This window comes from Pseudothauera rhizosphaerae (assembly GCF_004801305.1).
Classification (GTDB): Bacteria; Pseudomonadota; Gammaproteobacteria; order Burkholderiales; family Rhodocyclaceae; genus Pseudothauera; species Pseudothauera rhizosphaerae.
On the sequence record NZ_SSOD01000021.1, the window covers coordinates 15448 to 33151 of the forward strand.

Sequence of the window (17704 nt, forward strand, 5' to 3'; positions counted from 1 at the left end):
AGTGCCGCCCACCGCGTGCTCGTCGTTGCCCACGATGCCATGCTCTATGGGGCCCAGATCTCTTTGCTCGACATTCTGGGACGTATTGACAAGGAGCGCTATGAGCCACATGTCGTCATCCCGTCCGCCGGCCCTTTTACCGAGGCCCTAAGGGCGAGCGGCATCCCGCTAACTTGTGGTGTAGTTCAGCGCTGGATATTTTTTCCAAAGCCTATGACCTTGCGCGCCATACTCAGACGTCCGTGGCGCCGGCTGAATCATCCATATGTGCTGGCATTCTTGTCGTGGCTGTCGCTGCCTTTCAGGGTAATCGTACTGGTTTTGCTCATGCGTAAGCAGCGAGTCGATCTGGTTTATACCAACACGGCAACAGTCCTTGATGGCGCTCTGGCTGCCCGCTTGTGCAGCATCCCTCATGTGTGGCATTTGCGGGAAGGAGTGGCCGGAAACCGCGATCTGTCCAGTCCCTTGCCTCTAAGCTGGCTGCCGGGCTTCGCGCTCTCACACTCGGCAACGGTAATCACCAATTCAGCCGGCCTGGCTTGTCGGCTGTTTGGGAATGCTTCGCCGCCACAAGTGAAGGTCGTACACAACGGTATCGACTCGGCGGCCTATCTGGCCGAACAGCCAGAACCACCCTTGCCAAGTCTGGTCGAGGGTACCCGCTTGGCGGCGGTCTGTGGTGCGCTGCAGGAGCGCAAGGATGTCCTCACCTACATCCGCAGCGCTGCGCGCCTGCGTGACAGCCATCCCGAGCTGCACCATCTGCTCATCGGCCAGGGAAGCGGAGATTATCTCGCTCGGCTTCAGAATGAAATCGACAACAGAGGACTGACGGATCGGGTACATCTGCTTGGTTATCGCAGCGATATGCCCGCGCTGTTGTCGGCTATCGATGTACTGGTCAGCACGGCCGTGGACGAACCCTTCGGGAGGACTCTGATCGAGGCGATGGCGGCTGGCAAGCCGGTGGTGTCAACCCGCAGTGGGGGGCCGGAGGAAATTATCATCCACGGCGAATGCGGATTCCTTGCCGAGGTCGGAGACGACGCGGCCGTAGCCGAGCACTTGGCCTGCTTGCTCGACGATGCGGAACTCTATGCTGCGATGGGCAAGGCGGCACGCGAGCGTGTGTTGCAGTACTTTGATCTGGACACCAGCGTCAGGAAGATCGAACGCATATTTGACGAGGCGCTGCGGACCTCGGAAAACGCACCCGATCTTACTTCCTGAGTGTCGGTAGACCGTGCCGGAGCAGTAGCCGCAATTTGTGCGGCAGAGGGTCGAATACCGAGAAGAAAGCACGCAAAGTTGCACGGCGTTCCCGTACCGCTATATGCCGTTCCTTGCACAGTAGTTTTCGCCGATCCCACAGCGAGCCAAATACTGGTAGGTAGATTTGACTCGGCAATGCCGGTTGGCAAAGCAGCGCCGCAAGCAGCAACCCCTCGAATAGCAGGAGCATCAGGTGCACAGGCATGATCAGATAGATCACGGGCGCCGGGTAGATAATCGCCATGACGAAAGTCTTGTTCCGCTCCGACAGGGCGCGCCGTCGGACGGTTGTGGCAAGTTGCCCAGCGTGGGCCTTGCCACCCCCAAAACTCCGCCCGACGTAGTGACGGTAGCCGGACACCCCGAGTGCCCGTACGGGGTGTCCGGCAAGCCGCGTGCGGCAGCATAGGTACAAGTCTTCTGCGAAAGAACCGAACCATTCGGGGAAGCCGCCGAGTTCGTACCATAGCGCTTTCGGAATCCACAGGCAGGCGCCATGGACTGTGCCGACCTCGTTCCGTAACCGATCGCGGTTTGGTACCGGGTTGAGAAACGGGTCTAGCTGCAGTCCGATGTCCAAGAGATCGCCCGTCTCGGCATCGAACTGCGGCAGGGTGAGGACGGCCGGGCGGGAAAGCCGTTCAGCTTCGGCTCTTAGCGACACCAGTGCATCGACGTGGAGCGCAGCGTCGTTATTCAGCAGTAGCAGAAATTCACCACGGGCGGCGTCGGCCATGCGATTGTTCGCGACGCAGAACCCCACGTTCTCGGTGCTCGCGATCAGATGCACGTCAGGGTGCGTCGTGCGGAGATGATGTGCCGAACCGTCGGTGGATGCGTCGTCGTGGACGATGATCTCTACTTCAAAATCGCAGTCTTGTCGGCGTACGGATTCGATACAGGCATCGATGAGATCGATACTGTTGAAATGAGCGATGCAGACTGAGACGACCGGGGGCATCAGCAGAAAAGCCGGCAGGGAGACGGCAAAGCAAGGGGAAGTTTCATGTCGGGGACGTCACGAGCCATTGCCATGTTCGGCGAATTCCCTGTTCGAGATCGATTTTCGGCTTCCATCCAGTCAGCCTCTCTAGGCGGGTGCAGTCCAGATACACTGCGCGGACGTCGACTTTCCGCGCCGGTTTGCGGATTACTTCTAGGCTGCATTGCGTGACGTGGCTCATCAGGGTGAGAAGTTCGTCGGTCGTGGTGCCGATGCCCGCGCCAAGGTTGTAGGTGCCCTCGCACCGAGCGCTGCCCAGTAATGCAATTACGGCGTCGACTGCATCGTCGATGAAAAGATAATCCCGCACGGTGCTGTCTTCGCCCCAAAGTTCGAATGTCTTGCCACGGCGGGCTTTGTCGAGCAGCGTTCGAACTAGGCCGAAGCCGTTCCGCAACGTCTGGCCCGGTCCGTACAGGTTCGATGGACGCAGGATGGTCAAGGGAATCCCAGCGCAGTGGGCGAAGGAGGAGAAAAAACCTTCAAGCGCCGCCTTCCCTGCCGCATGGCTCGAAAGGGGGTGCGACGGATGCGTTTCATCGACAGGGAGGTATTCTGGGTTGCCATAGATTGCCCCGCCAGTCGATACGAAAAAAAGCCGCTCCGGAGGGCGAGCCGCCATGATCTCCATGAGGCGTGCTGCGGGTAGCAGGTTCTCTATCGCATCGACGGACGAACGCCCGGCAGATAGGCCGGGCGTGGTGGTAGACGCCAGATGGATCACTGTGCCGGCGCGTGCCAGCAACGGTTCTACGATAGATGCGTTGTCTTGGCTGCCCCGATGGAATGTGATGCCGTTGTGAATACCGGGCTGCGCCGTGCGCGACAGGATGTGTACCTCGTTCCTGGTGCCGGCGAGTGCACGGGCGAGCGCTAGTCCGAAGAAGCCGGTGCCGCCGATCAGCAGAATTGGTTTCCTAGGTGCCATGGGGGACAGCTCTTTCCAGCAGCATTTCATAGCCGTCGACACAACGACGTGCCCAATCCTCCCATGTGCCAATCCGTTCGCGCACCCATTCCCTTGCCGCCCCGCCTATACGGGCCGCTGTTTCCTCGTCTTCAGCCTGGAGCAGCGCCTCGCACAGTTCTTTCTGGCTGTCGACGATCCAGCCCGTTTCGCCGTGGCGGATCAGGTCGGTATGTGCGGCGATGCGGCTTGCGATTACCGGCATCCCTGCAGCCATTGCTTCGATAAGTACCTGTGGGCGCCCCTCGTCGTGCCGGCTTAAAGTCAGCATCCCCGCCGCTTGGGGGAACCACTGCCCGCGTAGTTCGGCTGGATTCGTCGCGCCCTTGGCCTCTATCCATGGGGGCAGGGCGAGCGTTTCCTGCATCGGCCCGAGCAGCACGAGGTCGCGACCGTTACCGAAAAGGCCTGCACCCCAATCGAATAAGTCTCCGAGTTTGTTGCGGGTGATGCGCGAAACTACCAGCCATTTGTTTGGCACACTTGGCGCACGCTGTAGTTCGAACCACGCTGGATCGACCCCGAATGGGTTTGGCACGATACGGGCAACATCACCGAAGCGGGCTTGGAGTTCGGTGGACATCCATCCCGTGTTGGGTGCCAAAAGCGTTGGTCGGCCCCGGAATGCATGCCGCAGCAAGGATGTCATACCGGGAAGGCGTAGCAGTCCGAAATCGCTGCCGAGCACGCTTACGTAAGCGGGCTTGCCATCGCGCGGTAGCCCCAGGGCAAGCTGCATCCAGTGTACGTGGTAGATGTCAGCCGGTGTGCGACCGCAGGCAGCGCGCAGGCGTGCCAGGATGCCACGCGCACGCAACAGGCCGGCAACCGGCCGCCGGCGCAGAAGGTGTGCGATTCCGCCGTTGTCCAGCAGGCTGCGTAGCCATCGGGTGTCGCCGGGGCTGTTCGCACTGTTGACCATACCGGGCAGATCGCCCGGTGGCGCCCACAGATCGAGTTGCACTCTTCCCGTGGTGTCCAGGCGCGCCGCCAAATCGTGAATGAACCGCCCTTTCCAGTCTGACGGGTCGGACGGATAAGACGTGGCCGCCATCAATACCTTGAACGGAGCCCCGGTGATGCTCATCCGGGATCGCTCTGACGCGAGGAGTCGGGTCGGTACATCAGTTGCGTGATCTGCTCCGAGATCAGACCCATAGAGAACACGATGAAGCTCGTGGTCAGCATCAGGGCGCTCATGTTGGTAAAGCGGCCGATGGTGGCAAAGGTATAGCCGTACCAGCCGGTTCCGATGAGGAAGAATGCCAGTGCTAGTGGGGCAAACAGCTTGAGTGGTGCATACAGGGTGCCGATCTTGAAAATGATGAGCAGGAAACGCACGCCATCCTTGAGCGGGCGCAGATGGCTGGTGCCTTGGCGGCGGGCCGCGTGGATCGGTTCGTAGGCCACCGCGTAGCCGGCGCGGAAGAAGGCCATGGTGATCGTGGTCGGGTAAGAGAAACCATTGGGAAGCAGGTAGAGGAATTCTCGGAACAGATCGGCGCGTACGGCGCGAAAGCCCGAGGTCAGATCCTCAATGCGGTGGTTCGTCATGTAGGTCGCGAGCCCGTTGTAGACGCCGTTTGCCAAGCCACGCCCGACGTTGGCCTGGGAGCCCCGCTGGCGGGCGCCGACTACCATGTCGTAGCCCTCGTCGAGCTTCGCGAGCAGACGAGGGATGTCGTCCGGATCGTGCTGCCCGTCGGCGTCCATGAAAATGATGACTCGTCCCCGCGCCGCCCGAGCGCCCGATTTGATAGCGGCCCCGTTGCCTTTGGGATACGGGTGGGAAACGATGCTTACGGGGTGCTTGGCACATACTTCGATCGTGTGGTCGGTCGACCCGTCGTTTACCACGATCACCTCGGCACCGGGGCATGCCGAAACCAGCTTTGGCAGCAAGCCGACCAGTGAACCCGCCTCGTTTCTGGCCGGGATGACGATGCTGACATCCACCGGGGTATCCCGTGAAGATGGTGCAGTGCTAGGAAGCTTCTGTGTTTCGTCCGTACCCATTGAGACCATTGAGTTTGTGTCGGAGTTGGGCGTTGCCCGGAGCAAGGGTCAGAGCTCGCTGTAGCAAGGCTCTGGATTGTGCAAGGTTACCTTCCACGAGTAGCGAATAGTCGCCCAGATGCTCCAGGAAACTGGCCCTGACCTCTGCCGGGGCACGTTCGCTGTCTGCGCCGGCAAGGAACAGGCGATGGACGGTACCGTGGTCCAGGCATTGGGACGGATTGATGGCAAGCTTGCCGAGCCGGGATGCCAAGCCTTTGTCTTGGGGCGAATACGGTGTGTACCTGAGCCGGCTTTCGAGTTCTGCAATCCATTCCATGTCCGGTTGTTTCTGCGTGCCACAGGACAGCACCAGAAGATAGACGTATGCGATCTTGTGGCTGGGGTCCAGCTTCGCCGCTTCCAGCAGATGGTAAACAATAGCTTGGGAAGCGAAGTCACCACCTGCGCCGTAGCCAGCGTCCATCAGCGCTGTGCCCGCGGCGAGATTCGCGCGAGGAGACTTAGGATGATACTGGACTTCCATGAATGCGAAGCGCAGCCCATCTGAGAAATGCATGCTACGCATGAAGGTAACCGCCGAGCAGTACAGAAATAGACCGGCAAAAAGGAGCATAGCAACCGGGCGGAAGCTGGAGGGCGGCACGGCCTTGCGTAGCATGTCTAGCAAACCGGCGGCAGCGAGCAGCAGGCCCACCGACGGCAGGTAGTTGCGGTGCTCGAAAGCGATCTCCAGTGGGACGATGGTTGATTCCAGCAGGTGCCCCGCAAGGAACCAGCCGACGCCGAGCGAGAACAGTGGAATGCGTTTGCGCAGCACAATGGCCACCGTAATGGCCGCTACCCAGCCTATGATGGAAAGAAGGGTCGTGGTTGGGTCCAGCAACCCGTTGGAGAGCGGAAAATCATCCAGGAACAGGCCAAACCGGTCAAAGCGAGGGAAGACAATCTGCGCGGCGTAATACCACAGTACGCGCGCCTCGGTCAGCATGCGCTGCTCCAACGTGAAGGTACGCGCCTCATAGGCCCTTTCGAGCCAACCTGTACCGAGCATGAGCGCCGCAGCGAGCACGGCCGCGAGTGAAGCAACGAGCAGTGCGGCTGTGGTGATGGAAGTCTTGCGCCCACGACTCGTCGTCAGTCCGATGACCAGGGCGATGAAGGGTATCGTGAGTGCCGTTTCCTTGGACAGCATGGCGAGCGGCCAACATACGAGCCAGGCCGCAATGAGCCATGCGTAGGACCGTGCTCCCGAAGACCGTAGCCAGTGGAGGTGAGCAATGATCGTCAGCAGACCGAAGCTGGCTGCTAGCAGCGTCATACGCTGGACCGGCATGATGATCGGAACCACGTTGATGGGGTGGAGCAGCCAAAGGGCGGTAATGGCGGCCGTCAATAGTGTCGCAAACGGCTGATGCCGAGGCGATGCATCCCATGGTCCGCAAAGCCTGATCAACAGCAGGAAGACTAGGGCGCCGTTGAAGAGGTGCAACAACAGGTTAGTAGCCTTGAAGGCGAACGGGTCGAGGCCGTGGAAGTAGTGGCTGAAGGCAAAGCTGAGAACACTGATTGGGCGCCCTAGCGGACCGGCCTTCGGTCCCTCGAGAGCGCCGAGAAGTGAAGCGGAGCCTATGTCGTGGATGTGGATGGCGATGTTATTGACGATACTCGGGTAGTCGTCGAATAGGAACGGCCCCTGCATGCCAGGCCAATATACGGCAAGGGCCAGGAGGCCGACCATGAGCGTAAAAGCCTTGCTGTAACGATCCAATGCAGAACTCCAAAAACAAACCCCCGGCGTGTGCCGGGGGTTCTGCCTTGCATTGTGAGCGTGAGCGCTTAATCCCTGCAAGAGCCGGGGAGATACTTGGGGTCGATCCCATCAGTGGCACCAGGGCCGCAGGACCATTGCACCTGCCCGGTTTGTTGATTGCCTGCACCCAACAGACGGATCGTCTTGGCCTGTGCTGCGGTCGGCAGATCTACACTACCAGTGGTGACGATGATTTCGCCGTTGTCTGCGTCGATCTGGTTCCAATCAACGGAAGCGACATATTTGGACTCAAGGTTCTGAACGCCCATCGATTCTTGCGTCGCCTTCATTTCACCGAAGCTGGCATACGCTTCCGCGACGGCGGTGCGGCCGGAAGAGGCGGCCAGGACGGCCTCGGAAACCTTGGCGCGGACAGTGTAATCCTGGTAAGCCGGCAGCGCAACGGCGGCCAGGATGCCGATGATCGCCACGACGATCATCAGTTCGATCAGGGTGAAGCCTTGTTGCATCTTCTTCATGGTGGTTCTCCTTGCTTGGAAGGTTCCGCGGGGCGGCGGAGGTTGCCCCGCTTGGCGGATGTATATGCAGAAGTCGTGCCAGGTTCGAAATCCCTTGGATTCATGCGGCTAAGGGGATAAGCGGTGTCAACACATGACAGCCGCACATGCAGGAGTGGGCCGGAGTGTCAAAAGTTGACATGAAGGTGGGTGTTTCCTGAAGCGGCGTAGCCTGGATACAGGCCGAAGGGCCTGTCCTGAGCCTGCCGAAGGGTCGGAAGCCGGGGATGGTTGCAGGATTTGGATGACGCTCCCGGATTGCGCGGCGCTCCATCCTGGCTACGCTGTCGTGGCGGTATGGGGCTGGCTGGTGGTGGTGATCCGCCCCCGGGAGCGGGTTTTGCCGTGTCAGTCTTCGCGGCGGCTCCAAAACACGGCTTCAAGCGTGCCGGCGTCGAGGATGTTGTCCAGCCAACGTCCAAGCTCTTCCTGGGTGGCGGACAGCTTCGTCTGGCGAGCCGAAGCGGCGGATGATCAGGCGTAGGAGCGCTGCGGCTTTTCCTTCCTGGCGGCCCTCCTGACGGCCGAGTTACAGGCCTTCCCTGCGGCCTTCCGGCAGGCCTTGCCGCTTCCAGTTTTCGGTCCACTTCTCCACGCGTTCGGGGAGCATGGCGTCGATCTCCTGAAGGTCGGTCACTTCCGGGATATTCTCGCCCGGATCCATGCGTTTGAGTGTTACCCGGTTCGGTGGTGTAGGCCGGTTCCGTCGACGGTTCCATGTAGCCCGGATAGAGCCGAAGGTGGAATCCGGGGGCGGTCGCAGGGATTCGGATGCCGCTCCCGGATTCCGCTGCGCTCCATCCGGGCTACGTGGTCGTGGCATGAACTTTCGGCGCCCTTTAGCACTCTCATCGCCCGAGTGCTAAACTTGCTTCCGAGGAGGACACAAGCACATGACCCAAGCCCTGTCGTTTCCCGTTCTCGCCGCTGGCAGCATCGACCAGTACATCCAGTCGGTCAATCGTATCCCCATGCTGTCCGAGCGGGAGGAAGTGGATCTTGCGACCCGCTACCGCGAGGAAGGCGACCTGGACGCGGCGCGCAAGCTGGTGATGTCGCACCTGCGCCTTGTCGTGGCGATTGCGCGCGGTTACCTGGGCTACGGGCTGCCCCATGCGGACCTGATCCAGGAAGGCAATGTGGGCCTGATGAAGGCGGTCAAGCGCTTCGATCCGTCGCGGGGCGTGCGTTTGGTTTCGTTCGCGATCCACTGGATCAAGGCGGAAATCCACGAGTACATCCTGAAGAACTGGCGCCTGGTGAAGATCGCCACCACCAAGGCGCAACGCAAGCTGTTCTTCAACCTGCGCAGCCTCAAGCAGGATACCGGCACGCTCTCCGCCGACGAGGTGGAGGCGGTGGCCGCGCAACTGAAGGTGAAGCCGGAAGAGGTGGTGGAGATGGAAACCCGCCTTACCGGCCGCGACCTGCCGCTGGAAGGCAACGGCGACGATGAGGACGAGCACTTCGCCCCCATCGCCTATCTGCCGGACCCCCACGCCGAGCCGTCCGAGGTGCTGGAACAGGCGCAACTGGCCCATCTGCAGGACGAAGGCCTGAAGAGCGCGCTGGCCAGCCTGGACGAGCGCAGCCGCCGCATTGTGGAGCGCCGCTGGCTCGCCGAAGGCGACACGGCCACGCTGCACGAACTGGCGGCGGAATATGGCGTGTCGGCCGAACGCATCCGCCAGATCGAGGCAAAGGCGATGCAGAAGATGCGCGGGATGCTGGCCGCGGTGGCGTGAGCGGCAGATACGGTTCCATGAAAGACAAAGGCGGCTGCGGCCGCCTTTGTCTTTTGGGGCCGGAGTTCTCCAATTACCAGACGACCTCAGTGCCGAAGAGCTTGAAGGCGGGGTCGATGGTTACTAGTGCAAGCCCGTCCAGTTCGCTTTGTGCGGCAAGCATGCGGTCGAAAGGATCGCGGTGATCCACCCGGTAGGAACCGGCTCTCTGGGCGTGAAGGTGGGTGATGGGCAGGTGCTCGAAGCCGTCGGCAGCTACGAGTTCGCCGAAGCGGGTGATGGCTTCGGTGGCTTCATCCAGCTTGCCCAGGCGGTGCTTGGTGGCAATTTCCCACGCGCTTGCGGCGCTGACGAAGACGGCGTTGGATTCGTCGGCGATCGCCCGTCGTGCCCCGGCGGACAGGCGTGGATCGTCCGTGAACCACCACAGCAGGGCATGGGTATCGAAGAGCAGGTTCATCCCCGTTCCCAGGCGTTGATCTCGTCTTCGGGAAGCGGCTCGAAAAACGCGTCGCCGATGCGGCCCTTCAGGCGGCCGGGCTGGCGCTGCGGCCGGGCCGGCGCCAGCGGCACGAGGCGGGCATAAGGCTTACCCGCTTTGGCCAGGATGATTTCCTGGCCCGCATGGGCTTGTTCAAGCAGGCGGGAGAAGTGTGTCTTGGCTTCGTGGACGTTGACGGTAAGGGGCATGATCCTGTCCTCACAGTGCTTGGCTAACTGGCGGACTAAGTCTAGCACGCCAGGACTACTTGCTCGTCAGCAGCAGGCGGATGTCCGCCGCGATGTTCTCCGCGTTCTCGCCGTGCTTCACGTACAGCCGCAGCCGGCCCTGCTGGTCGAGGATGTAGGTGCCGGCGGAGTGGTCGATGGTGTAGCTCGTGCCGCTGGTGTCGCCGCTCTTGCGGTAGAAGATGCGGAATTCCTTCGCCACTTCGGCGGTGCGGGCGAGGTCGCCGTACAGGCCGAGGAAGCGGGGGTCGAAGGTGGGCACGTATTCGGCGAGCAGCGCCTGGGTGTCGCGCTCCGGGTCCACGGTGACGAAGAGGGCCTGCACGCGCTCGGCGTCCGGGCCGAGCTGGCGCATGACTTCGCCCATGGTCAGCAGACTGGTGGGGCAGACGTCCGGGCACTGGGTGAAGCCGAAGAACAGCGTGACCACCTTGCCGCGGAAGTCTTCCAGCGTGCGCGGTTGGCCGCGGTGGTCGGTGAGGGCGAACTGGCGGCCGTAGGGGGCGCCGGTGATGTCGGTGGCGTGGAAGGCGGGCGGTGGTTCACTGCAGGCGGCGAGCAGGGCGAGGCTGGCGGCGGCGAGCGCAGTGAGGGTGCGGCGGAGAAGGGCGGGCATCGGCAAGGGGTGCAGGGCCGGCGCCGGCCCCGGTTCAGATCGGCAGGTAGTGGTCGGCGAGCAGCGCGGCGAAGAGCGCCGACAGATAGACGATGGAATAGCGGAAGGTGCGCCGCGCGAGCGGGTCACTGTAATCCACGTACAGCTTCCAGGCAAACCCGATGAAGCGCGCGCCCAGCAGCACGGCGGCGGCCAGGTAGAGCCAGCCGCTCATGCGCGTGGCGAAGGGCAGCAGGCTCACACCGAACAGGATCAGCGTGTACAGCAGCACCGACAGGCGGGTGAATTCCGCGCCGTGGGTCACCGGCAGCATGGGCAGGCCGGCGCGGGCGTAGTCCGCGGTGCGGTACAGGGCCAGCGCCCAGAAGTGGGGCGGCGTCCAGGCGAAGATGATGAGGAAGAGCAGCAGCGCGTCGGCGCTCACCTCGCCGGTCGCTGCGGCCCAGCCCAGCACCGGCGGCATGGCGCCGGAGGCGCCGCCGATGACGATGTTCTGCGGCGTGTGCGGCTTGAGCAGCATGGTGTAGACGACGGCGTAGCCGACGAAGGTGGCGAGGGTGAGCCCCATCGTTAGCGGATTGACCAACAGGTAGAGGATGGCCAGCCCGCTGCCGCCGAGCGCGGCGGAGAACGTGGCTACCTCGCCGGTGGTTAGTTCGCCGCGCGGCAGCGGCCGGCCCCGGGTGCGCGCCATGCGGGCGTCGATGCCCTGCTCGATGAGGCAGTTGATTGCCGCCGCCGCGCCGGCCACGGCGGCGATGCCCAGGGTGGCGGCGAGCACGGTGGCCGGTGCGGGCAGGCCGTCGGGGATGGCGAGGAACATGCCGATGACGGCGCAGAACACGATCAGCGTATTGACCCGCGGCTTGGTCAGCACGTAGTAGGCGTGCAGGCGGCGGGCGGAAAGATGGTGGCCGAGGGCGAGGGTTCTCATGGCGTCAGGCCTCCTGTGGGGTCTGCAGCGGCCGGACCGGGGCCGCGTTGCGCAAGGCGCCGGACATGGCGCGGACGGATACGAGGCGGTGGTTGATCCACACCATTGCCACCACCAACAGGGCCGCGCCGGCGTTGTGGGCGACGGCCAGCGGCAGCGGCAGGCTGGCCAGCACGTTGGCGATGCCGAGGCCGATCTGCAGCGCTAGCGCGGCGAGCAGTGCGGCACCGTGGCGGCGGGTGGCCGGGCGGCGCGCCAGGGCGGCGCCCAGCGCGAGCAGGAAGCCGCCGGCCACCAGCGCACCCAGGCGGTGGGACCAGTGGATGGCGGTCAGGGCGGCCAGCGGGAGCAGTTCGCCGTCCGCGGTCATGCCCAGTTCGCGCACCACGTGGAAGGCGTTGGCGTAGTCGGCCTCGGGCCAGTAGCTGCCGTGGCAGGCGGGGAAATCGGTGCAGGCGAGGGCTGCGTAATTCGTGCTGGTCCAGCCGCCGAGGGCGATCTGCGCGGCGAGCAGGGCGAGGCCGGTTGCGGCGGCGATGCGCAGTGCGTGCGGGCGCACGGCCGGTTGTGGCGCGGCGGGTGCCCCGTGGGCGCGCAGGGCCAGCCAGGTCAGCAAGGCCAGCGTGGTGAGCCCGCCCAGCAGGTGGGCGGTGACGATGGCCGGCTTGAGCAGCAGGGTAACGGTCCATTTGCCGAGCAGGCCCTGAAAGACGACCACGCCCACCAGCAGCAGCGCGGTGCGTGGAGCGGCGCCCGACTCATGGCGGAGCCGCCACGCCAGGGCGGCGATGGCGAGGATCAGCAGGCCGAGGGCGGCGGCGAGGTAGCGGTGCGCCATCTCCTTCCACGCCTTGGGCAGGCTCACGGGGCCGTGGGGGGCGGCGGCGTGGGCGGCGCGGATGTCGTCCGCGGCGTGGGCCGGGGTGAGCCGGCCGTAGCAGCCGGGCCAGTCCGGGCAGCCCAGGCCGGCGTCGGACAGGCGCACGTAGGCGCCGAACACCACGACGACAGCGGTGAGCAGCAGGGCGGCGAGGGCCAGCCGGCGGTAGAGGATCATGTCCTATCGGCCCAGCGCGGAATACTTGAGCAGGCGCTGCAGGTCCTTGACCATGCGCGCGGCGTCCGCCCGGGGTGGGAAGCGCATCATGGCGTTGCCCAGCGGGTCGATCAGGTAGATGTGGGCGCCGCTCGCCGCGTCCGGCAGGGCGGCGAGCCAGGCCTGTGCGGTGCCGGCTTCCAGGCGGCCGATGCGCAGCCCGTCCGCGTCCTCGGCCGGCAGGGTGGCAGCATTGCCGGCCCCGGTCTGCAGCCACACGCGGCCAATGCGCCGGCTGTCCTTGCCCTGGGCGAGCCGCACTTGGCGCAGCGTGTGCAGCGCCTCGGCGCAGGCCGCGGCACATTCCGCCGGGCCGGCGTAGAGCAGGGTCCACAGGCCGTCGAAGTCGGCGGCGGCAAGGGGTTGCTGGTCCGCGGCCGGCGGCAGCGCGGTGCGCGGCAGCGGGGAGGGGCCGATCAGCTCTCCGTAGTTCGCCCGCCCGCTCGGCTGCCACACGTAGTAGGCGAGGTAGGAGGCGAGCACCGGCAGGGCGCAGACCGCGGCGAGCAGCAGCAGCGCGCGGCGGGCGCGCGCATGCTCGGCCGGGGACGGCGCGGAGGAGGGGGCGAGGATGTCATCGAACGCGGTGCTGTTCATGAGTCGTTCTCCTTGTGAGTCGCCACGCCTGCCAGGCGGTCAGCGCGGCGGCGAGTGTGGCCATCGCGAACCATTGCAGGGCGTAGCCGCGATGGCGGTCGATTCCCGCATCCGGCCGCGGCCAGTCGCGCACCAGGGCGTCGGGCGCGGGGCTGGTCTGCTGCAGGGTGAAATTCTCCAGCGGCAGGCCGGTGGTTGCGCGCCAGGCAGGCAGAGCCACCGTCTGCCAGCGCCGGCCGTCGGTCTCGGTGTCGGCCAGCGTGTAGCTCTCGCCGGGCAGGCGGACCTGGCCGGTGACGGCGACGCTGTCCGGGGCGATCGCCACGTCCGGCAGCCGGCTTCGGTCCGTATCGGCGGCGATCCAGCCGCGCGCCACCATCACCCAGCGTCCGCTGGCGGCATCGAGGAAGGGGGCGAACACGTGGTAGCCGGCGCGGCCCTGGTGGATGCGGTTGTCCAGGTAGAAAAGGTGCTGCGGATGCCACTGGCCGTGCAATTGCAGCGGAGCCCATTCGGCGGGCTGCGAGGTGCCGAGTACGGCGGGCGGTTGCGCGCTGCGCTCGGCGATGGTCTGCTGCAATGCGGTCTTCTCCGCCGCACGGCGCAACTGCCAGTTGCCGAGCTGTACCGTCACGACGACCACCAGCAAGCCTGCGAGCAGCGGCGCGGCGGCGACGCTACACTGCCGGAAACGATCCGGGAGACCTGCCATGCGCATCCTCGTCGTGCTGTTCCTGGTGGCCATCGTCGCCAGCCTGTTGTCGGCGCTGGGCTTCCTGCTGCGCGACAAAGGCGGGGTGCGCACGGCGCGGGCGCTGGCGCTGCGGGTGGGGCTGTCGATCGCCCTGTTCGCGCTGCTCATGCTGGGCTATGCCTCGGGCCTGATCACGGACAGGCTGTAAGTGCCTACAGCCAGTACACCACGACGAAAAGCAGCAGCCACACCACGTCCACGAAGTGCCAGTACCAGGCGGCAGCCTCGAAGGCGAAGTGGTGCTCGGGCGTGAAATGCCCGGCGATGGCGCGGCCGAGCATCACCGTGAGCATGATGGCGCCTATGGTCACGTGCAGGCCGTGGAAGCCGGTGAGCATGAAGAAGGTGGAGCCGTAGATGCCGCTGTCCAGGCGCAGGTTGAGGTCGGCGTAGGCGTGCAGGTATTCGTAGATCTGGAAGCCGAGGAAGGTTGCGCCCAGCAGGACGGTGAGCAGCAGGCCGAGCTTGAACTGGCCGCGGGCGCCCTTGAGCAGGCCGTAGTGGGCCCAGGTGACGGTGGCGCCGGAACTGAGCAGGATCAGCGTGTTGAGCGCCGGAATGCCCCACGCGCCCATGGGCGTGAACGCGTCGGCCGGCTGCGGCCCGGCGGTGGGCCAGGCGGCGGCGAAGCCCGGCCACAGCAGCGCCTCGTTGTCGCCGCTGCCCAGCATCGGCACGGAGAACACGCGGGCGTAGAACAGGGCGCCGAAGAAGGCGGCGAAGAACATCACCTCGGAGAAGATGAACCAGCCCATGGACCAGCGGAAGGAGCGGTCCACCTGGCGGCCGTACTTGCCGGTTTCCGACTCGCGCACCACCTGGCCGAACCAGCCGAACAGCATGTAGATGAGCACCGCGACGCCGAGGAAGAACACCCACGGGCCGGCGCCGACCTCGTGCAGCCACATCACCGCGCCGCTGCCGAACATCAGCAGGGCGATGGAGCCGAAGATGGGGTACTTCGACGGTTCGGGGACGAAGTACTTTTCCAGTGTCTCGGTCATTTGCGTGTCTCCCGTGTTGCGGCTCGTTGCGACCTGCGTCCCCGGATGGGGCAGGCGAGGGACGGACGGGCCGATTGCCGCCCGTCCGTCCCGCCGACCCTCCCTTCCTCCCCCTCTTCTTGTTCGTCCGGCCGGGCCTAGCCCGGCACGATCCAGTTCACCACCGCCACCAGCACCAGCACGAAGACCAGCCCACCCAGCACGCCCGCCACGACCACGGCCAGCGGGTTGAGGGATTCCGCGTCCTGGCTGTAATCCCGTCGCCGCCGGATGCCGGCGAAGGACCACAGCACCGCCTTCATCGTGGCCCAGAAGCCGGCCTGGCGCGGCCCGGTGCTCACGTGCTGTCCGCTCCGGCCGGCAGCCGGCCCGCGGCGGAGGTGCGGCGGCCCGCCACTTCGAAGAAGGTGTAGGACAACGTGATGGTGTTCACCTCGGCCGGCAGGCCGGGGTCGATGACGAAGACCACGGGCATGGTGCGTGTCTCCCCGGCTTCCAGCGTCTGCTGGCTGAAGCAGAAGCAGTCCAGCTTGCGGAAATACTGTCCGGCCAGTTGCGGCCCGTAGCTCGGCACGGCTTGGCCGGCCACCGCATAGGCGCGCGTGTTGGCGACCTCGTAGGCCACGTGCACCAGTTCGCCCGGATGCACGCGCACCGCGGCCTGCTGGGGGCGGAAGCGCCAGGGCAGGTCGTGCACGTTGGAATCGAACTGCACGGTGACCCAGCGGGATTCGTCCACCTGGGTGTTGGTGGCGGCCGTATCGGGCTTGAGCAGGTCATTGATGCCGGTGACCTCGCAGATCTTTTCGTAGAAAGGCACCAGCGCGAAGCCGAAGGCGAACATGACCACCGCCGAGATCGTCAGGCGGACCAGCAGGCGGCGGTTGTCGGCGGCGTGGGCGCTCATTGGCCGAGTACTCCCGTCTTGACGATGACCACGGCGAAGAAGAACAGCGCCAGCGCGGCCAGCAGCAGGCCGGTGCGGACATTGGCCGCGCGCTTGTCTGCCGGGTTGGTCGGATGGGCCATGGCGTGCCTCTAGCGCAGGACCGGGGCGGTCTCGAAAGTGTGGTGCGGAGCGGGGGAGGGCACGGTCCATTCCAGTCCCTCGGCGCCGTCCCACGGCCGCGCGGTGGCGCGCTGGCCGATGCCGCGCGCGCAGCGCACCGCCACCGCGATGAAGATCAGTTGCGACAGGCCGAAGCCGAAGGCGCCCACCGAGGCCATGGCGTTGAAGTCGGCGAACTGCAGCGCGTAGTCTGGTATGCGCCGCGGCATGCCTGCGAGGCCCAGGAAGTGCATGGGGAAGAAGGTGATGTTGAAGAACACGATGGAGCACCAGAAGTGCAGCCGGCCCAGGGTCTCGCTGGGCATGACCCCGGTCCACTTGGGCAGCCAGTAGTAGGCGCCGGCGAAGAGGGCGAACAGGGAGCCGGCCACCAGCACGTAGTGGAAGTGGGCCACCACGTAGTAGGTGTCCTGCACCTGGATGTCGATGGGCGCGATGGCGCAGATCAGGCCAGTGAAGCCGCCCATGGTGAACACGAAGATGAAGCCGGTCGCCCACAGCATGGGCGGCTCGAAGGAGAGCGCGCCGCGCCACATGGTGGCCACCCAGTTGAACACCTTCACCCCGGTGGGCACGGCGATGAGCATCGTCGCGTACATGAAGAACAACTGCCCGGCCACCGGCATGCCGGTAGTGAACATGTGGTGCGCCCAGACGACGAAGGACAGGATGGCGATGGACGCGGTGGCGTACACCATGGAGGCGTAGCCGAACAGGGGCTTCCGTGCGAAGGCCGGGATGATCTGGCTGACGATGCCGAAGGCCGGGAGGATCATGATGTACACCTCCGGGTGGCCGAAGAACCAGAAGATGTGCTGGAACATCACCGGGTCGCCGCCGCCCGCGGCGTTGAAGAAGCTGGTGCCGAAGTGGCGGTCGGTGAGGATCATGGTCACCGCGCCGGCCAGCACCGGCATCACCGCGATCAGGAGGTAGGCGGTGATGAGCCAGGTCCAGCAGAACAGCGGCATCTTCATCATCGTCATGCCGGGCGCGCGCATGTTGAGGATGGTCACGACGATGTTGATCGCGCCCATGATGGAGCTGATGCCCATGATGTGCACGGCGAAGATCGCCAGGTCCATGCCCATGCCCATCTGTACCGAGAGCGGCGCGTACAGGGTCCACCCGGCCGCGGTGGCTCCGCCGGGCACGAAGAAGGAGCCGATCAGCAGCATGGCGGCCGGCGGCAGCAGCCAGAAACTCCAGTTGTTCATGCGCGCGAAGGCCATGTCGCTGGCGCCGATCATCAGCGGGATCTGCCAGTTCGCGAAGCCGACGAAGGCCGGCATGATGGCGCCGAACACCATCACCAGGCCGTGCATGGTGGTGAGCTGGTTGAAGAACTCCGGCTGCACCACCTGCAGGCCGGGCTGGAACAGTTCCGCCCGTATCGTCAGCGCCATCACGCCCCCGGACAGGAACATGATGAAGCTGAACACCAGGTACATCGTGCCGATGTCCTTGTGGTTGGTGGTGGTGATCCAGCGCATCAGCCCGCCGGGGGCGGGATGGTGGTGGTCGTGCAGGTGGTCCGGGATGACGGCCGACATGCTGACTCCTCCTGC

General features: G+C 64.7%; 21 protein-coding genes. 3 read left to right on the forward strand and 18 right to left on the reverse strand.

Features of this window, described 5'->3' with window-relative positions; all coding sequences use genetic code 11:
* The first annotated feature begins 15 nt into the window (after positions 1-15).
* Complete coding sequence (locus E6O51_RS19490; protein ID WP_168735344.1) at positions 16-1233, forward strand: glycosyltransferase family 4 protein; 1218 nt, start codon at positions 16-18, stop codon at positions 1231-1233.
* Here the strand turns inward: E6O51_RS19490 and E6O51_RS19495 are convergent.
* The 6 genes from E6O51_RS19495 to E6O51_RS22420 all read right to left on the reverse strand — a co-directional run bounded on the left by E6O51_RS19495 (position 1223) and on the right by E6O51_RS22420 (position 7553).
* Positions 1223-2236: a glycosyltransferase family 2 protein gene (locus E6O51_RS19495; protein WP_136386693.1), complete on the reverse strand. Its 1014-nt coding sequence runs from the start codon at positions 2234-2236 to the stop codon at positions 1223-1225. The genes E6O51_RS19490 and E6O51_RS19495 overlap by 11 nt on opposite strands.
* A 43-nt stretch (positions 2237-2279) precedes the next feature.
* On the reverse strand, positions 2280-3206 hold the full coding sequence (locus tag E6O51_RS19500; RefSeq protein ID WP_168735345.1) for an NAD-dependent epimerase/dehydratase family protein: 927 nt from the start codon (positions 3204-3206) through the stop codon (positions 2280-2282).
* Complete coding sequence (locus tag E6O51_RS19505) at positions 3196-4332, reverse strand: glycosyltransferase family 4 protein (RefSeq protein ID WP_211091470.1); 1137 nt, start codon at positions 4330-4332, stop codon at positions 3196-3198. Before E6O51_RS19505 ends, E6O51_RS19500 begins: the two co-directional genes overlap by 11 nt.
* Positions 4329-5201, reverse strand: a complete 873-nt coding sequence (locus E6O51_RS19510; protein WP_230976860.1) for a glycosyltransferase family 2 protein — start codon at positions 5199-5201, stop codon at positions 4329-4331. The genes E6O51_RS19505 and E6O51_RS19510 overlap by 4 nt, the downstream gene beginning before the upstream one ends.
* Positions 5202-5229: 28 nt before the next feature.
* Positions 5230-7032: a hypothetical protein gene (locus tag E6O51_RS19515; RefSeq protein WP_168735346.1), complete on the reverse strand. Its 1803-nt coding sequence runs from the start codon at positions 7030-7032 to the stop codon at positions 5230-5232.
* 68 nt (positions 7033-7100) lie between these two features.
* Entirely contained in the window at positions 7101-7553 is a 453-nt protein-coding gene (locus tag E6O51_RS22420; RefSeq protein ID WP_136386698.1) for a pilin, read from the reverse strand.
* 932 nt (positions 7554-8485) lie between these two features.
* Between E6O51_RS22420 and rpoH the strand changes: the two genes are divergently transcribed.
* Entirely contained in the window at positions 8486-9337 is an 852-nt protein-coding gene (rpoH, locus tag E6O51_RS19530) for an RNA polymerase sigma factor RpoH (protein WP_136386699.1), read from the forward strand.
* Positions 9338-9410: 73 nt separating this feature from the next.
* On the opposite strand, the gene E6O51_RS19535 is transcribed toward rpoH, so the two are convergent.
* From E6O51_RS19535 to E6O51_RS19565, 7 genes are read right to left on the reverse strand one after another with little or no spacing between them, the layout of a single operon-like run.
* The gene (locus E6O51_RS19535; RefSeq protein WP_136386700.1) at positions 9411-9797 is read right to left on the reverse strand and encodes a type II toxin-antitoxin system VapC family toxin; all 387 of its coding nucleotides are present in this window, start codon (positions 9795-9797) and stop codon (positions 9411-9413) included.
* On the reverse strand, positions 9794-10027 hold the full coding sequence (locus E6O51_RS19540; RefSeq protein ID WP_136386701.1) for a type II toxin-antitoxin system Phd/YefM family antitoxin: 234 nt from the start codon (positions 10025-10027) through the stop codon (positions 9794-9796). The genes E6O51_RS19535 and E6O51_RS19540 overlap by 4 nt, the downstream gene beginning before the upstream one ends.
* Positions 10028-10082: 55 nt before the next feature.
* Positions 10083-10682, reverse strand: coding sequence for an SCO family protein (locus tag E6O51_RS19545; RefSeq protein ID WP_136386702.1), 600 nt, complete (start codon positions 10680-10682; stop codon positions 10083-10085).
* A 34-nt stretch (positions 10683-10716) separates the two neighbouring features.
* Positions 10717-11616: a heme o synthase gene (gene cyoE, locus E6O51_RS19550; RefSeq protein WP_136386703.1), complete on the reverse strand. Its 900-nt coding sequence runs from the start codon at positions 11614-11616 to the stop codon at positions 10717-10719.
* A gap of 4 nt (positions 11617-11620) precedes the next feature.
* Complete coding sequence (locus tag E6O51_RS19555; protein WP_136386704.1) at positions 11621-12673, reverse strand: COX15/CtaA family protein; 1053 nt, start codon at positions 12671-12673, stop codon at positions 11621-11623.
* A 3-nt stretch (positions 12674-12676) separates the two neighbouring features.
* Entirely contained in the window at positions 12677-13309 is a 633-nt protein-coding gene (locus E6O51_RS19560; protein ID WP_230976861.1) for a hypothetical protein, read from the reverse strand.
* Entirely contained in the window at positions 13287-14021 is a 735-nt protein-coding gene (locus E6O51_RS19565; protein WP_136386705.1) for an SURF1 family protein, read from the reverse strand. Before E6O51_RS19565 ends, E6O51_RS19560 begins: the two co-directional genes overlap by 23 nt.
* Between E6O51_RS19565 and E6O51_RS19570 the strand changes: the two genes are divergently transcribed.
* Entirely contained in the window at positions 14020-14211 is a 192-nt protein-coding gene (locus E6O51_RS19570) for a twin transmembrane helix small protein (protein WP_136386706.1), read from the forward strand. The genes E6O51_RS19565 and E6O51_RS19570 overlap by 2 nt on opposite strands.
* 4 nt (positions 14212-14215) lie before the next feature.
* On the opposite strand, the gene E6O51_RS19575 is transcribed toward E6O51_RS19570, so the two are convergent.
* From E6O51_RS19575 to ctaD, 5 genes are all read right to left on the reverse strand, one after another.
* Positions 14216-15067: a cytochrome c oxidase subunit 3 gene (locus E6O51_RS19575; protein WP_136386707.1), complete on the reverse strand. Its 852-nt coding sequence runs from the start codon at positions 15065-15067 to the stop codon at positions 14216-14218.
* A gap of 137 nt (positions 15068-15204) precedes the next feature.
* The gene (locus E6O51_RS19580) at positions 15205-15408 is read right to left on the reverse strand and encodes a DUF2970 domain-containing protein (protein WP_330997925.1); all 204 of its coding nucleotides are present in this window, start codon (positions 15406-15408) and stop codon (positions 15205-15207) included.
* The gene (locus E6O51_RS19585; protein ID WP_136386708.1) at positions 15405-15974 is read right to left on the reverse strand and encodes a cytochrome c oxidase assembly protein; all 570 of its coding nucleotides are present in this window, start codon (positions 15972-15974) and stop codon (positions 15405-15407) included. The genes E6O51_RS19580 and E6O51_RS19585 overlap by 4 nt, the downstream gene beginning before the upstream one ends.
* Entirely contained in the window at positions 15971-16096 is a 126-nt protein-coding gene (locus tag E6O51_RS22120) for a cytochrome oxidase small assembly protein (RefSeq protein WP_211091471.1), read from the reverse strand. The genes E6O51_RS19585 and E6O51_RS22120 overlap by 4 nt, the downstream gene beginning before the upstream one ends.
* 9 nt (positions 16097-16105) lie before the next feature.
* A complete protein-coding gene (gene ctaD / locus E6O51_RS19590) occupies positions 16106-17689 on the reverse strand; it encodes a cytochrome c oxidase subunit I (protein WP_136386709.1) in 1584 nt (527 codons plus the stop codon).
* Between the last annotated feature and the right edge of the window lie 15 nt (positions 17690-17704).

Bases quoted from the DNA above. Each gene is read 5' to 3' on its own strand.
- E6O51_RS19495 (WP_136386693.1), bottom strand. From the start codon at position 2,236: ATGCCCCCGGTCGTCTCAGTCTGCATCGCTCATTTCAACAGTATCGAT.
- E6O51_RS19500 (WP_168735345.1), bottom strand. From the start codon at position 3,206: ATGGCACCTAGGAAACCAATTCTGCTGATCGGCGGCACCGGCTTCTTC.
- E6O51_RS19505 (WP_211091470.1), bottom strand. From the start codon at position 4,332: ATGAGCATCACCGGGGCTCCGTTCAAGGTATTGATGGCGGCCACGTCT.
- E6O51_RS22420 (WP_136386698.1), bottom strand. From the start codon at position 7,553: ATGAAGAAGATGCAACAAGGCTTCACCCTGATCGAACTGATGATCGTC.
- rpoH (WP_136386699.1), top strand. From the start codon at position 8,486: ATGACCCAAGCCCTGTCGTTTCCCGTTCTCGCCGCTGGCAGCATCGAC.
- E6O51_RS19535 (WP_136386700.1), bottom strand. From the start codon at position 9,797: ATGAACCTGCTCTTCGATACCCATGCCCTGCTGTGGTGGTTCACGGAC.
- E6O51_RS19540 (WP_136386701.1), bottom strand. From the start codon at position 10,027: ATGCCCCTTACCGTCAACGTCCACGAAGCCAAGACACACTTCTCCCGC.
- E6O51_RS19545 (WP_136386702.1), bottom strand. From the start codon at position 10,682: ATGCCCGCCCTTCTCCGCCGCACCCTCACTGCGCTCGCCGCCGCCAGC.
- cyoE (WP_136386703.1), bottom strand. From the start codon at position 11,616: ATGAGAACCCTCGCCCTCGGCCACCATCTTTCCGCCCGCCGCCTGCAC.
- E6O51_RS19555 (WP_136386704.1), bottom strand. From the start codon at position 12,673: ATGATCCTCTACCGCCGGCTGGCCCTCGCCGCCCTGCTGCTCACCGCT.
- E6O51_RS19560 (WP_230976861.1), bottom strand. From the start codon at position 13,309: ATGAACAGCACCGCGTTCGATGACATCCTCGCCCCCTCCTCCGCGCCG.
- E6O51_RS19570 (WP_136386706.1), top strand. From the start codon at position 14,020: ATGCGCATCCTCGTCGTGCTGTTCCTGGTGGCCATCGTCGCCAGCCTG.
- E6O51_RS19565 (WP_136386705.1), bottom strand. From the start codon at position 14,021: ATGGCAGGTCTCCCGGATCGTTTCCGGCAGTGTAGCGTCGCCGCCGCG.
- E6O51_RS19575 (WP_136386707.1), bottom strand. From the start codon at position 15,067: ATGACCGAGACACTGGAAAAGTACTTCGTCCCCGAACCGTCGAAGTAC.
- E6O51_RS19585 (WP_136386708.1), bottom strand. From the start codon at position 15,974: ATGAGCGCCCACGCCGCCGACAACCGCCGCCTGCTGGTCCGCCTGACG.
- E6O51_RS22120 (WP_211091471.1), bottom strand. From the start codon at position 16,096: ATGGCCCATCCGACCAACCCGGCAGACAAGCGCGCGGCCAATGTCCGC.
- ctaD (WP_136386709.1), bottom strand. From the start codon at position 17,689: ATGTCGGCCGTCATCCCGGACCACCTGCACGACCACCACCATCCCGCC.